This is a genomic window from Dethiosulfatarculus sandiegensis, assembly GCF_000931935.2.
In the GTDB taxonomy this organism is placed as follows: domain Bacteria; phylum Desulfobacterota; class Desulfarculia; order Desulfarculales; family Desulfarculaceae; genus Dethiosulfatarculus; species Dethiosulfatarculus sandiegensis.
Window position 1 is genome coordinate 66,019 of the sequence record NZ_AZAC01000029.1, and the last position, 14,566, is coordinate 80,584.

Here is a 14,566-nt window from a genome sequence, read left to right on the forward strand (position 1 = left end):
CAGGTTACCTGAGAGCAGCCTGCCGGGCGCGGAGTTTAAAATCCCGGTTTATAGCCCCTTGGCCAAACGCCTCTTGGTAAAGATGCTCCAATCCAGGTTTTGGTTGAATTTGACGTTGTCTCGCGTAAGCACTGTCTTGTGCAGGGTCTGTTTACCCCTGACCGTGCGCATGTTGACCTTGCTTGCCACCCAGATGCCGTCTATCTGCTTAAGCTCTTTGGTGTCGAAGTATTTCAGTTTCTTACCTTCGCGCACAAAGTTGATTCCCCTCACCACCATAAAGATGTCCTTGCGTACAATCAATATGCTCTTGGTGTAGCCATACATCATAACCACCCTGTCGGACTTGGGGATGGACTCGATAATCCAGCAGTCGTGACCCTGGACCTTGGTCTCTTTGAGGATTTTGTAGTTGTAGTTCTCAATATCCCTTTTGTTCATATCCGCATAGGAGAAGTCTGAGCCCATGAAAGGCTTGGACTGGTCCGAGCTGGCAATGCGCTTGATTTTTTTCAGGGCGGGCAGATACATCCACTGATCGTCATCCTTTTCCGGATTCCGGTAATCATAGGTTAAAAAGCCCGTGTCCTTAACATCCGCCGGTTCAGTGAAGAATATGATCTTCCAGGTGTCGCGGCCCTTGTCCCTGCTGAAGCTCTTCATGGACCGAGCCCTTTGGTTGCCGTTTTTATCGATCAGGATCATGCCCATATCGGCGGTCATATGGTCGCCGTCATCCCTGGCGTCGACCTTTTCCATTATCTGGTCTGCGCTGAGGCCGGCTGTGGCCTGGCCTGCTCCTGTCAGGAAGACAAGGGTCAGGGCCAGAGCGAAAAGCAGAAGCGGGTTTGGTTTGAATCTGGAAAACGGCATCTTTATTCTCCTTGGTTGCTTAAGATTCATCATGAGATTACTGGGCCGCAGCCTGGGCCGAAGCCTCGGGTTTGTCTTTTTTATGGGCCAGAACCATCAGGGCCGGAGCCAGGAAAAAGTCCGCGGCCAGGGCCAGAAGGATGGTTGTGCCGGTCAAGAGTCCGAAATGGAACAGGTTGTTCATGCTGGCAAACATGTAGAGGAAAAAACCTGCGCAAAGCACGATGCTGGTTACCAGCATGGCCCTGCCGGTGGTGAAAAGGGTGAGCCTGATGGACTCGGCCACGTTATTGGTCTCAAAGTAATAGCGTCTGAAGTTGTGCATGAAGTGAACCGTATCATCCACCGCCAGGCCGATGGCAATGGAACCGATCAGCATGGTGTACATATCCAGGGGGATGTTAAACCATCCCATGATGCCCATGGTGATAAAGATCGGCAACAGGTTGGGGAACATGGAAAGCACTCCTAAGCGGATGCTTCCAATTAAAAGGATCATCAGGAATGTGATAACCATAAAGGCCAGGATGTAACTCTCGGCCGCGCTCATGACGCTGGCGTTCATGACCCTCACCAAAAGAGGGACCATGCCGGTGATGGTGACCTTGGCCTTGCCGTCAAAGGCCTCGTTAAAGTGTTTGGTCAGCCTGTCCAAAGCCGGGTTTTGGGCCACCGTGTCCATCCAGGGGCTAAGGATGCTGAAGCGGGCTACGCTGAAGCTGGTGTCGACCACATCCTCCAGGTCATCTGATCCACTGTTTTCAAAGAGCAAGAACTCCTGAGGTATCAGTGCCGGATTTTGGGGAACCTTGTATTTAGCCGGATTGTTTTCATTCAAGGCCTGGTTGATCTCCTTCAAAATGTCCACCAGGCTCAAGGTGTTGCCCACCCTGAATCTTCCGTGTTTAAAGGCCTCTACTTCCTTTTCCATGCGGTCCAGGGTGTTCAGCACGGCAAGATCGTATAGGCCGTTTTCCTTGCCTGTGTCGATAAGCACTTCCATGTTTACCGAGCTGTCAAAGACCTGATTCAGAAATTCGGTGTCCAGGCGCACAGGGCTGTTTTCAGGCAGCCATATCAGGGGGTCGTGGCTTAAGGTCAAACGGCTGAATCCCGCCACCGAAGCCAGGGTCAAAACCAGGCACACCAGGACAATGGCCTTGGCCCTTTTGGCTGAAAAGATGGAGATCCAGTTCAAGATGCCGTCCATGCGGGCGTGATGGTTTGCCTTTGCCTTTTTATGCTTGGGCTTGATCGGGATAATGGCCAAAAGGGTTGGCAGAAGCACTACGGTGTAAACCAGGGAGAGCATAACGCCTGTGGAGGCGAATATTCCAAGGGCTGATACCGGGGCGATTTCGGCCATGGCAAAAGAGGCCAGTCCCGCGGCAGTGGTGAGGCTGGTTATGACAACCGCCAGGCCCGAGTGTCCCAGGGCATGCACTATGGATTCTTTTTTACCCATTCCCTGGTTTAAGGCCTGATAAAAAATTGAGAGTATGTGAACACTTGCGCCCACTCCCACTGCCAGCAAAAAGGAAGGCAGGATCATGGTGGGAACGGAGAACGATGTGCCGCTTAAGGCCATGAGCCCCAGGGTGCTGATAACCGAAAAAGCCACCACTAAAAGAGGCAACACCACACCTGTTATCCTGCGGAACAGGATGAACAAAAGGGTTCCAATGGCAATAAGGGCCAGGCGTACGAAGAAGGCGGTGTCTTGCTGGACTGCGCTGGAAAGAAAATGGGTGACGCTGGGAGAGCCGGCCATGCGGATGGGTAAGTCGGGGCCCCGATAGCGGTCTGCTATATTCTTTATGGCTACAACCACTTCGCTGTTCTGGGCGCCGGTGATATAGGTGTGGCCTGAACGCCCATTTTCAAGGGGTTTGTCCTTAGTTTCGGGTTCGTCAAATCCCTCCAGCAGGCTTTGGGTGTCCTTCCTGGCCTCACTGACCCGGGCATAGGTCTTGATGGTGATATTGGTGGTCTTGCCGTCTTTGCTTATAAGCCGGTTCAAGTAAAGGGGATTTTGCATGACCCTTTGCTCAAGGGCCTGCATTTCCTCTTTGTTCCGGGGCATGTCCTCCAGCAGATCCTCCACAATGAGCCGGTCGCCCTCGCCCCTGGTGTTGCGGGCGTTGATCAGGCTGGTCACCTCGTCCACATAGGGAACTTTGTCTTCCAGCTCCCGGTGCATTTTCTTGAGCTTTTCCAAGAAGGCTTGATCAAATATTTTGGGAGGAGTGAGGGAGAGGATTACCGTTTCATCCCTGCCGAACTGGTCCCGGAAACGGTCATAGGTGACCAGGGCGGGGTCTGTTTTATGCAGAAAACCCTCGGTTGAGGTGTCCATGACCAGGTTGCGGGTAAATGAACCCAAACCCGCAACCAGGGCCAGCATTAAAATGAGAACTATGAATCTGTACCTGATTAAAACACCGGCAAAAGATTCGAAACCCTTTTCAATATCTTTTCTGATCTGACTCATTATTAAAATGGCTCCACTGTACAATTGGGTGATAGCTCGAGTTTTTAACCGGTTTTCACCTTGATCCGCTCTGAACCGGCCGCTTTCAGGCCTGTTCGAGGCAGGCGGTCAAAACCCGGCTGAACTCCACCTCTAAAAAAAATTGTTTAAGGGCAATAGTCTCGGCGATTCGATCCAACAAAGGGCAAGAAAGGAAAAAGATCATGATTGTGAGGCAAAGCAGCAGGACCAAACCTGGAGCGCCTACTAACCGGTCCGGGGTGCATAAAGCCGGGTTCTTTGTTAATGGTCGTACCTGTGCCATCAAAGCACCTTGCTTCCCTTTCCAAAGACGTGAATTTTGAGCTGTCAGAAGCTTAAATCCTGTTTTGCTTTTGGATTCGCCTTAACCGGGGGGCGCCTGATCCCCCTTGTTACAGTACGGAGAGGTTTGGTCCTCAGCTGCTGACTGCGAGCAGAGAAGCTCGAAAACACCTGTGTAACCGTGCAGGCAAAATTCGGTCATCAGCTGGCAATAGCGATCAAAGAATTGCTCGTCTTTTCTTATGGCCCCTACTTTTTCGATTATAGGCATGAGTAGAAAATGCGATGCCGTGGCAGAGTTGAAGGCGGGGCCGATTATACCAAAGGCCTCCAGGGTGCTCGGGTCCTGGGGAAGCAGATGCTCGGTGAGATTTGAGAAACGTTTCAAAACCTGTTTCCACCAGGCGGCTTTTATCTCCGCGTTTCTGGGAGAATCAAGGGGCATCTCCATCATCACCACCCGCACCAGGTTGGGATTCTCAACATAAAAGCGTATCACTTTTTCAGTGAACTGCCTGAAATAAGAATCATAATCCTTTATGGATTCAATCTCCGCATCTCCAATAACTTCTTCGACTATGGCAGTGAACCGGATGAAATATTTCTCTAAAAGCGCCTCTAAGAGACCTTGCTTGGAGCCGTAGAAATAGCTGATCATGGCGACATTGACCCCAGCCTCTTTGGCTATTTCCCGAACTCCGGTGGCTGTTGAGCTTTTTTGCCCAAAGAGCTTTACCGCCGCCTCAAAAATGCGTTCCTTGGGGGTGGTTTCCGTTTGGTCTTGAGGCGCGTTTTTATTGTTCATAGCCATTTTGCGTACCTTTTGCTTGGTAGTTAAACAAACGTTTGAGAATCAGAGTCTAGAAGTTAAACAAACGTTTGTCAAGTTTTTAGCTGGAAAAATTAAACAAACGTTTGATGGTGTTGTTTGTAAGGCCGCCTTGCTCTGTGAAAACAATTAGATAAGCGATGTATAAGGATTAACTAATAACAGGTGATTGCTGTTGGGTGATTCCCGGCTGATTTGGTTTTTTTTACTCGGGAGAGTTTAAAAAAGGAAGTTGCCCGTAGACAGTGCTTTTCCGGAACAGGTCTTGGCTAAAACGGAATGACTTATTTGAATATTAAGCAGGGGAAAGCCTTGGAAGGGCTTTCCCCGGAAGATTACTTCAATATCTCCAGAGCTTTACGTAAGGCGTCAGTGCCCTGCGAGGTAAGCTCGGCAGCTTTGCGCACCATGTCGCCACATTCCTTTTTGCCCTCTTTGTCCAGCTGGTCGGCAAAAAGTTCGTATTCCTCCTGATGGTGCTCGTTATGGTGAATCCAATGGTCCAGTCTGATAAGGGCCTTTTCCAGTGTATCCATTGATGTCAGCCTCCTTTTGGCGGCCTTTCAGTTGGCCGCAACGCTTATAGAGGTGGGATTCTCCCCCCGGGTAGTCAGGCTTTCCGGCCCGGATTAAGTTGTTCTAAGAAAAAGGGGCGTTCGACTTCCAGCAGGTGATTTCTGCTCTTAAGTCTATTCAGCCCAATAGCCCTGGCGCTCTTGCACCAGTGATTCCATCAATTCTTTGATGTCTCTCTTTTGTTCTTCATTTATACCTGTAAAGCGCAGACAGGTAAAACGAGCTTGATCACCGCCTTGCGGGTCAAATTCGCCCCACCGTACCACAATACCTTCCAGTGATATATCTTTTTGTCCCATATTCAAGGCGATTTTCAGGCGGGAGGCTACGGGGAATTCCCATTGATCGGTATGCACGAACCTGATGCCTCCCATGGAAAAATCCACGGTAGAGGCCTGAAGCGGGGCCTGTCCGGTCTTGAGTTCTTCCAGAAGGTGGTTGAAAGATTCGGTGAATTCCTTGATCAAAAGCGGCTCCCCCTTGGTGCCGGCCATCAGGCGGGTCCGCATCCCTTGGGAAAAACGGTCAACCAGGCCGTTTACCAGTTCTTGGCGGTTGACGGGGGCAATGAATACGGGAAGATTGTCACCGGTGGTTATGCGTACATGCATGCGCAGATCAGTCTCTGTGAGCTCCGTGGGCCCTGGAACCAAAAGCGATTCCATAAAGCCGTATTCACCTTGAGGTCTTTTGCTTATTCCACTTAGCACGGTTTTATATCCTGTACGTAACCAGCATGGGCCTTCTTGCCGGTCCAATGCAAACAGAAAAGTAACTTTGAGTGGTTTCCCTACTTGTTTTTCAGTCAAAGAGGGCCTGGTCTGGGCTAGGCAAAGGGTCCCGTCGGGATAGATTTTTTGCAGCTCAGATGCCCTGATGTCATGGGAGGCGCCGCTTTCATCACCAAGCACAATATCCACTCTAACCCCTGGTCGAAGGCTTTGAGTTTTTAAGTCTGATGAGTTAGTGCTTGTGTGCGGGTCAATGCTTTTTGCGCGCAGAGCGCTGAATGAACTCATTGAATGCGGCATCCAGTCCTGGAATCATATTGCGTTTCGGTGTCGGGTAATGAGTTCGGCTCGGACAGGCTTTGCAAGGTCTGTACGGCTTTCCGTCAATACTCTTCCGCCAATATTTATAGGCCTGACCATAGTAGGCTTTTCCTTAGGTGAGCAGACCCTGTTTTAGGTTTACCAAAAGGATATTTATCTGCAAAGTTTGCTTTGCCCGACCTTTTAGCGCTCCATTACAATATTTGGAATATTGGCGCATATATCCGATTATCTCAAGTTAAATTTCTGACGGGAAAAACCTGATTTGCTTTTACCCGAAGGTGGTGGATGGAACTGGGAAGGGCTGAAATGCTATAAATACAAATATGTTAAGGTTGTATTGATCTGTTTGAGGCTTTTTAGCACCATAAAAAAGATTGACTTTGCCTTAGGAAATGATAACCAGTCCTGAGCAGTCTCATTCAGTTAATTTGGGGTCTGCCTGTTTCTTTTGCATTATGAAAAATAAATGACAGATGCGCGTTCTTTATTTATTTAATTAAAAAAAATTGAAAAAGTGGCAACTAGCTGCGTTTGGCTGATTAGTGGAGAATCGGCGCTTAAGTTTGGAGATCAAAGAGTTTGATAATACCGGGCGTGGAAAATTTGCATGTTTTCATTCTGGCCGGGCTTGCCCTTAATTTAACTCCCGGTCCGGATATGCTCTATGTGGCCGGAAGGGGGGCGGCTCAAGGCCGCCAGGCAGGAATTGTCTCCGCCTTGGCCATAACAACCGGCGGATTAGCCCATTTAGCCGGAGCAGTGGCAGGCATATCGGCCTTTATCCTATTGTCCGCCACTCTTTTTCAGGTTTTAAAGTGGGCCGGTGCGGGCTATCTGATTTATCTGGGCCTGAAAAATTTTTTAACCAGGCAGGAGGTGTTGAAAAAGCAGGCCTTTAAAAAACAGCCTTTGACCGAAATATACAAACAGGGGATGTTGGTCAGCGCCCTCAATCCCAAGGTTGCTTTGTTTTTTCTTTCTTTTCTTCCTCAATTTATTGATCCAAAAAGCCCGGACACCGCCTGGCAGTCCGCTTTTCTGGGGCTGATCTTCATGACCACCGGCACCCTGGTCAATGTGCTGGTCGGTCTGTCTGCCGGGTATCTTGGTGAGCGTCTCAAAACTCCTAAAGCTCAAAAAATACGCCTGCGTTTCACCGGGGGCCTGTTTGTCGCCCTGGGCTTGGGGCTGGCCCTTTCCGGCAGGGAATAAGGGCTGTTTTAATTTGCCGGTAATAAAAATGCCCGGCATACGTCTTTTGATAAAACAGGTTTCTCGCCGTGCAAATAACCCGGTTGTTTCGGCCGGACAAGGCGGATGCCGTATAAAAATAATTTGGCTGTCCTATTGTTTTGATACTATATATTTGTATGGCTAAAGATAGGTGATGTGGCGTAATTCAATAAGCTTCATAAACGATTTGACAGGCGCACAAAACCGTCTCGGGTGGTATGGTGAGGTTACTTTACAAACCTGGAAATAACCTGTCTTTACCAGGTTTGAATTGAAAAAGGCCAAGACGCCTTTTTCACTGTCCGTCCGGAAGACTGGAGCGAATCCCATGGGGGGAATTCCCTTGTTAATATGAATACTTTAAGCGGGGGGGCTAAATGACCGGGTGGTGGCAAGCCTTAAGCGGCGCCGACCAGTTTTTATGGGGTCTGGCTGTATTTTCCACGGTGTTTTTTCTTTTGCAGACAGTCTTTACTTTTTTGGGCCTTGACCAAGACGGTGATCTGGGAGAAGCCGATGCCGAAACGGAATCCCCTGATGATCTAACCGGTTTTCGCTATTTTTCGGTCCGCAACATGGTGGCGTTTTTCCTGGGCTTCTCCTGGGTGGCCTTGTCCTGTCGTCAATTTGGGATTCCCGTGTTTCTGGCTGCCTTGGCCGGAATGCTCGGGGGAATTGGCTTTTTGGCCGCTTCTTTTTATGTGATGCAAACCTTGGCCCGCCTTAAGTCCGATGGAACCCTGGTTTTGGAAAACGCAGTGGGAAAAGAGGCCAGGGTAAGCCTGACTGTGCCCGGCGAACGTCAGGGTAGGGGCAAGGTGATGGTTGCCCTTCAGGGCAGGCTGGTGGAATTGGAGGCTGAAACCGAAGGCCCAGCCTTAAAACGCAACCAGCGTGTTTTTGTTTTGCAGATATTAGATGGAAATTCGCTTTTAGTGGGAGATTAACCGCCGCTTTAAGCTTTTTTTTTGCCGTAAACCAACTTGAAATCGGGGGGAATTAAAATGGCTGCTTTGGTCGCCTTAGGTATATTTGCATTATTTGTTTTTTCCATAATTTTAGCGGCATTGTCCCGTTATAAACGCTGCCCTTCCGATGAAGTGCTGGTGATCTACGGTAAAGTGGGCAAGGGGCGGGCAGCTAGATGCATCCATGGCGGGGCTTCCTTTGTCTGGCCTTTGATCCAGAACTACCGCTACCTCGACCTGGCTCCCATGACCATTGACATAAGCCTCAGAAACGCCTTGAGTAAACAGAACATCAGGGTGAATGTGCCTTCCCGTTTTACCATTGGCATCTCAACCGAGCCCGATGTGATGAGCCTGGCTGCGGAAAGGCTTTTATCCATGGACAGGGAGCAGGTGGAGGATAACGCCAAGGATATTATCTTCGGTCAGCTCAGGGCCACCATCGCCACCATGGATATTGAGGAAATCAATGCGGATCGGGAGAATTTCGAGCGCAAGGTGATGGACAATGTGGAGACCGAGCTCAAAAAAATCGGTCTCAAGCTCATCAATGTCAACATTACCGACATTACCGATGAATCCGGCTACATAGATGCCCTGGGTAAAAAGGCCGCAGCCGAGGCCACCAACCAGGCCAGGATCGAGGTGGCCGAGCAGGAGCGCAACGGCGCCGCCGGTGAGGCCGACGCCAGGCGGGAACAACGTATCCGGGTGGCCCAGGCCGATGCTATGGCCGTGGAAGGTGAGAACCACTCCAAGGTGGCCATAGCCAAGTCGGAGGCAGACCGCCGGGAAGCCGAGGCCGAGGCCAAGCGACGCAGTGAGGCTGCGGAGAAGATCAAGGCGGCCGAGGCCTTGCGGGCGGCCTATGAGGCAGAGCAAAAAGCCGAGCTGACCCGCCGGGAGCGTGAACAGGCAACCAAGGAAGCGGATATCATTGTTCAGGCCGAGATAGAGAAGAAACGGCAGATAATTCAGTCCGAAGCCTCCATGGAACAAGCCAGCCGGGATGCCAAGGCGCAAGTGACCATGGCCGAGGCGGAGAAACAAAAGGCGGTCTTGGCCGGTCAGGCCAAGGGTGAGGCCACCCGGGCGGAAATGGAGGGCCAGGCCGCGGGTATTGAGGCTACCTTGCAAAAGCAGGCCGAAGGCTTTAACCAGCTTATCAAGGCGGCGGGGGATAATCCCGATTTGGCCGTGCAACTTTTGATTGCCCAGAAGCTGGAGCAGTTGATGGAGATTCAGGTTCAGGCGATCAAGGGAATCAGCATAGACAAGATAACCGTCTGGGAGTCGGGCAAGGGAGCAGACGGGCAGACCTCCACTGCCAATTTCCTCTCCGGCATGATGAACTCACTGCCCCCCATAAAGGATCTTTTGAATATGAGTGGCATGGAGTTGCCGGAATGGGTGGGTAAAGATACGGCTCTGCCTCAAAGAAGGGAAACGCCCAAATCGGTTTCCACTCCCTCAAAAAAGCCTGAATAAGGGCGAGAGGTTTATATTTTTTAAAACACCGGTTTTTAAAAAAAGTGAGATTAAATAGCCGCCTTTTGACAGTATATTCTACATCACACCCTGTCGGAAGGCGGCTGTTTTTTGAGGAATATAAAAAATCCGGGTTACATTATTGTTCGCCTCTTTACAATTATCAGAAGGGTTTTACTGTTGTCATGATGTTGACAATTGAACAGGCTTAAACCTTACCCTAGCCTGATTTTACGTTTGACTCCACCCACCCTGGCTGATTTTTTCTTAAACTATTTACTGAACTATCTTAATTGAAAACTAGTTTTCATCGCTTTCTTTTTGAGGGCTTTATGTTATCTTTTATTAGTGAAAGAGCTGATTCTGATATTTTTCTGAAATTATCCGGGCGTAGAGTGATGAAAATACGGGTTGGTTTTACTTTTTTTGTTTTTTATATTTTAAGTGGTTTTTTGGGTGTTTTTTGCGCCAACCTTCCGCCCGGCAATCTTACCGTAATTTGGTTGCCTGCGGGCATAGCCTTGGCCTTATTATTAAAAACAGGGGCCAAGGGATTGCCTTGGATCTTCATAGGCTCCTATCTGATAAATACCCCGTTTTTAATCAAAAATTACAATATGCTCGATGCCGTGAGACCTCTTTTGGCCGGTCTGTTTCTGGCGGGCGCGGATACTTTACAGGGGTATTTGGCCTTTAAAATATTCAAGCATTTAAAACTTTTGAATCCCTTTACCAGCGGCAGAGAAGTTTTGCGTTTCTTCTTTATGGTGGCTTTTTTACCCTGTGCCTCAACCACCTGGATTTTGGTTGTTGTTCTTCATCTTTTTGGCATTTGCCATGAGCATGCAGCCGCCCATTTTTTTAACCGCTCGGCTGTATTGGCATTGGCGGACACCCTTGGCATATCATTGGCCCTTCCTATTTATTTTTCATGTAAAGGGAAGGGGCTGCGCGCAATTTTGCGAACCACCGATAAAAAGTTCTACGCCTGTCTGGGATTGCTGCTTTTTTTTCTTTTCGCAAGCAACGCCTGGCTGGGAGAAGTTCGTTTTTTAATTTTTCCCCTGTTGTTATATGTGGTCATTACCATGGACCTGAAGGCCATATCTGTCAGTCTTTTAATAACTGCGTTTTACAGCATTTGCGCCACAGCCATGGGATACGGCCCTTATGTGGGGGAATCAACCCTGGAATCATACACCACCATGGTGGCGCTGCTATTGTGCCTTTTCCTGGCTTTTATGTATACCCAGGGTCTTTTGAGCGAGCTGAAAAAAGAGCAAAGGCTTTTGGAAGGAAAGGTGCTGCAACGCACCAGGGATCTTGAGCAGTCCAACAGACGCTTGAACAAGACCTTGGAAGAGGTGAAAACCTTAAGCGGAATTTTACCCATCTGCGCCAACTGTCATAAAATCAGGGATGATAAAGGATATTGGCAAAGGGTTGAGTCTTATCTTGCCAAGCACTCAGACGCCCAGTTTAGCCATGGCCTGTGCCCGGATTGCGCCAGAAAGTTATATCCAGACATGTTTGACGATGAAGACCTTGAGTAGGACAAGTGATTTCTAAATCTGTCTGAAGCCTGTAAAAGCAGTCACCCCGTTGCCCCACCTTGCGGCTAATGTTTATTGGTTCATTTTTCTTTTGCCGCCTGTCCTTTGCAGGGCGGTTTTCACATCGAGTTTGACCTCCCAAAAAGCCAAACCGCCCGCTCGCAGGGCCCTTGTCAGTGAGGGCAGGGCCTTGAGTTTGTGGCGCGCCTGTTGGATCAGGGTTTTATCCGAGGCGTCAAGTGCATACAACGTAATTAAGAGGCCTGGCCCCTCGGAGGTTCTACTATGGGAATAGGACGCATCCAACAGGTAGGGCAGGCTGAAAAGGGCCTCATCCAGGTCGGCCGGGTTGAGCGTTTCTCCCTGGTCAAGGGGAATAAGAGACCCAATGCGCCCTTTGATTTTGCTCAACCGTTTAAGCCTGCTGCCGCAGGGGCAGGGCAGAGGCGGAAATGCGGCCAGGTCTTTCGTACGGTAGCGGATAAGAGGCATGCCCTTTCTGGTAAGGGTGGTGAAGACCACCTCACCGGTCTCTCCAGGCTCAAGGGATGCATCGGTTTTCGGGTCAATCACTTCAAAATAAAAATCCGCCTCGCGCAGGTGATAGCCGGTTTTCGCTTTGCACTCCACCGCCCCGCCCAGCCCCATTTCGGTCATGCCGTAGTGGTCGAACACCTCGCATCCCAAACTTTTTTCTATAGTCCTTACCAGGGATACAGGGGAGCGGTCCGCACTTAAAAGCACCTTTTTAACCGTTCCCTGCGGCAGGTCATTCAGACGGGCCAGGGTAAGCAGGTCTAGAGGAGTTCCCACCAGGACCTCGGGCTTAAGTTCCTTTATTCCGGCCAAGGCGGCGATCGGGTCTTTGACAAAGCCATATTGAAAAGGCCTGGCCTTGATCCCCCAAAGCGCCTTTTCCAGAAGATCCCCCACACTACCCGGAGTATTCCCCGGCATGAGGATCAGCACCTTGTCTCCGGGTTCGGTAAAAGTGCTCATGCCCCGGCCAAAGAAATCCACAGTGCGCTTGAGGTCTTCTTCCGTGAAATAAAGCCGTTTGGCCCGGCCGGTGGTGCCGGAGGTGGGCAGAGTCACCACTCGGCTGAAATCGCTTTGGGAAAGGCAAAGGAGATCAAGGCCCTTGGCAGACAGATCCTGCGGCCGGGTAAAGGGCAGCCTTTCAAGATCAGCCGGACTGTTAAGGGAGAGACGTGAGGCGCCTCCAAGGTGCTTTCGGTAAAAAGGGCTGTTGGCGGCCGCCCAGGCCAGGGTCTGGTTCAACCTGGAAAGTTGATAACTCTCCAATAACTCGCGATCCAGCCTACCGGGTTTCCCGCTGATCCTGGCTTGAGTCCAGCTGTCCAAGGGCGTGATCAAAAAAAGCCTAAACCTTTCTGTACAGGGTCTTTCCCCGGATGTCCGTCAGATTGTAAAGGCAAAAGGGTATCAGCCTTTTATCTGGTGAAACCACATGGATACAGCAGTCCTTCACCCTTTCCAGGTCCAGGTTCCAGGCATCCTGAAAAGCCATGGCTGAGACAGTAAAGGTGTTTGTGCGGGCCATGCCCAGAAAATCGTCGAAACTTAAGTAATTCTGCACCTGGCTGCAACCGCATGCCCCCTGCGCAGGGGCGGACCACCTTTCAGCCACCAGGTCAACCGAACGCTGGGCCCCCAGGGCCGCCACTTCGGGTTCAGACTGACTGCAATTGCATTGCCCGGTTTCCCCTCCCAGTCGGGTGAGGCTTTGGGAGCCTGTTTTTACATAGGCCGCGCTAAAGGAGCAGAGCGCGTTTTCACAGCCCGGAGGATGAAAATCCGTGATCTTTAATAGCCCTTTGGTCTGTTCATAAAGGCCCTGCATGATCTCCGGCAGGGTCAGGCGATCCCTGTCTGAAGGATCATGGGGAAAGCGGCCGAAATAGCTGACGGGTTGAAAATGCACTCCCCTTATGCCCGGGGCCAGGTCTAAGGCGAGTTCCATGATTTTCCCCAAGTCGTTTGTATTGATCCCGGGAATCAGGGTGGGCACCAAGACCACACCCAAACCGGCCTGTACGCTGTTTTCAATGGCCTTGAGTTTGATCCTGAGCAGATCCGCTCCCCTTATTTTGCGTTGGATTTTATCTGAGCATCCATCGAATTGCAGAAAGACGGAGGCCAGGCCTGCCTGTCGCAGTTCCTGCGCGTATCCCGGCCGTTGCCCCAGCTTTATGCCGTTGGTGTTCAGCTGCACAAAGGAAAAGCCCTGGTTGCGCACCATTTCTATGATGGCGCTGAGATCCTTTCTCATGGTGGGCTCTCCGCCGGAGAGTTGAATGTTGCGGGGGCCGCTGGCCTGCATTACCGCCCGGCACCAGCCCATAATTTCTTTCAGCTCGGGATCGGGCAGGCTTTTTTTATCGGAAGAGGCAAAACAGACCGGACAGCCCAGGTCGCAGTTCTGGGTTATCTCCATAAGCGCGGTGCAGGTATGTTGCCTGTGTTCCGGGCATAGGCCGCAGTCAAAGGGACAGCCCCGGTTGTAATCGGTTGCGGGATTTTGGGGGTAAGAGGGGATTTTGGGGCGCACCCAGGAGGTGAACTCCGGTTCACCCCGCCAGATCACAGTGCTGAAAACACCGTGCTCGGGACATTGTTTTTCCAGAAAAATTTCATTTCCCTTCAGGACCCTTTGGGCCTTGAGCAGGCGGAAGCAAACCGGGCAAAGACTCTGGGTTTGGGAGAGGATGCCGCCAGCGGTTATTTTGTTATTCGGCATGGGGATCAATACCGTTCATTTCAAGAATTTCCATTACCTTGGAAAAGGTTTCAGCCACTATCTGACCACAGGCCTGCATCTTAGGCCCGGCTCCTTGCCGGTTATCCGTGATTTCCGCGCAGGTCACGCCGTCTTTATCTTTTGCGATTTTTTCCTTGAACCACAGGTTAAGCTGTTCCAGCATAAGGGGCAGTCTTTCATTTGCCTGTTCATTATCTTGGCCTTTGCCTGCGTAAAGTCCCAGCACGCAGGCTCCCCCTGTCAAGGCCCCGCAGGTTCCGCTTCCCTGGCCCAGGCCATAGGCAAGTCCCGAGAGCGCCTTGATCATCTGAGGATTTTCCCGCCCCCTTTGTTCAAGGGCCAGGAGCATGATTATCTGGGCGCAGGTATAGCCTTTTGCGGCCAGGGTTATCATTTCAAACATGGGGTCTGCCAT

The 14,566-nt window shown here is 50.7% G+C and carries 13 protein-coding genes; 4 read left to right on the forward strand and 9 right to left on the reverse strand.

Annotation, left to right across the window (positions count from 1 at the left end; genetic code table 11):
* Positions 1-48: 48 nt before the first annotated feature.
* From X474_RS16500 to X474_RS16520, 6 genes are all read right to left on the reverse strand, one after another.
* Entirely contained in the window at positions 49-873 is an 825-nt protein-coding gene (locus X474_RS16500) for an outer membrane lipoprotein-sorting protein (protein ID WP_082464441.1), read from the reverse strand.
* Between the two features lie 37 nt (positions 874-910).
* Positions 911-3,364 (reverse strand): efflux RND transporter permease subunit, encoded by a 2,454-nt coding sequence (locus X474_RS16505; protein ID WP_044350458.1) that lies wholly within the window; start codon positions 3,362-3,364, stop codon positions 911-913.
* Positions 3,365-3,449: 85 nt separating this feature from the next.
* Positions 3,450-3,596 (reverse strand): hypothetical protein, encoded by a 147-nt coding sequence (locus X474_RS26245; RefSeq protein ID WP_156360809.1) that lies wholly within the window; start codon positions 3,594-3,596, stop codon positions 3,450-3,452.
* 153 nt (positions 3,597-3,749) lie between these two features.
* Positions 3,750-4,478: a TetR family transcriptional regulator gene (locus X474_RS16510; RefSeq protein ID WP_052515317.1), complete on the reverse strand. Its 729-nt coding sequence runs from the start codon at positions 4,476-4,478 to the stop codon at positions 3,750-3,752.
* A gap of 353 nt (positions 4,479-4,831) precedes the next feature.
* Positions 4,832-5,032, reverse strand: a complete 201-nt coding sequence (locus X474_RS16515; protein WP_044350460.1) for a DUF8180 domain-containing protein — start codon at positions 5,030-5,032, stop codon at positions 4,832-4,834.
* Positions 5,033-5,185: 153 nt separating this feature from the next.
* Complete coding sequence (locus X474_RS16520; RefSeq protein WP_044350461.1) at positions 5,186-5,992, reverse strand: PilZ domain-containing protein; 807 nt, start codon at positions 5,990-5,992, stop codon at positions 5,186-5,188.
* Between the two features lie 714 nt (positions 5,993-6,706).
* Here X474_RS16520 and X474_RS16525 point away from each other — a divergent pair.
* The 4 genes from X474_RS16525 to X474_RS16540 all read left to right on the forward strand — a co-directional run bounded on the left by X474_RS16525 (position 6,707) and on the right by X474_RS16540 (position 11,369).
* Positions 6,707-7,339 carry a LysE family translocator gene (locus X474_RS16525; protein WP_044350462.1) on the forward strand — a complete coding sequence of 211 codons (633 nt, stop codon included), beginning with the start codon at positions 6,707-6,709 and terminating at the stop codon, positions 7,337-7,339.
* 398 nt (positions 7,340-7,737) lie between these two features.
* On the forward strand, positions 7,738-8,307 hold the full coding sequence (locus X474_RS16530) for a hypothetical protein (RefSeq protein WP_052515318.1): 570 nt from the start codon (positions 7,738-7,740) through the stop codon (positions 8,305-8,307).
* A gap of 57 nt (positions 8,308-8,364) precedes the next feature.
* A complete protein-coding gene (locus X474_RS16535) occupies positions 8,365-9,816 on the forward strand; it encodes a flotillin family protein (RefSeq protein WP_044350464.1) in 1,452 nt (483 codons plus the stop codon).
* Between the two features lie 398 nt (positions 9,817-10,214).
* Complete coding sequence (locus X474_RS16540) at positions 10,215-11,369, forward strand: MASE1 domain-containing protein (RefSeq protein WP_052515319.1); 1,155 nt, start codon at positions 10,215-10,217, stop codon at positions 11,367-11,369.
* A 72-nt stretch (positions 11,370-11,441) separates the two neighbouring features.
* On the opposite strand, the gene X474_RS16545 is transcribed toward X474_RS16540, so the two are convergent.
* The 3 genes from X474_RS16545 to X474_RS16555 are packed head-to-tail and all read right to left on the reverse strand — an operon-like array spanning position 11,442 to position 14,566.
* Positions 11,442-12,746, reverse strand: coding sequence for a DVU_1553 family AMP-dependent CoA ligase (locus X474_RS16545; RefSeq protein WP_044350465.1), 1,305 nt, complete (start codon positions 12,744-12,746; stop codon positions 11,442-11,444).
* 7 nt (positions 12,747-12,753) lie between these two features.
* Positions 12,754-14,130 carry a radical SAM (seleno)protein TrsS gene (gene trsS / locus X474_RS16550; protein WP_044350467.1) on the reverse strand — a complete coding sequence of 459 codons (1,377 nt, stop codon included), beginning with the start codon at positions 14,128-14,130 and terminating at the stop codon, positions 12,754-12,756.
* Positions 14,120-14,566 (reverse strand): DVU_1555 family C-GCAxxG-C-C protein, encoded by a 447-nt coding sequence (locus X474_RS16555; RefSeq protein ID WP_044350468.1) that lies wholly within the window; start codon positions 14,564-14,566, stop codon positions 14,120-14,122. The genes trsS and X474_RS16555 overlap by 11 nt, the downstream gene beginning before the upstream one ends.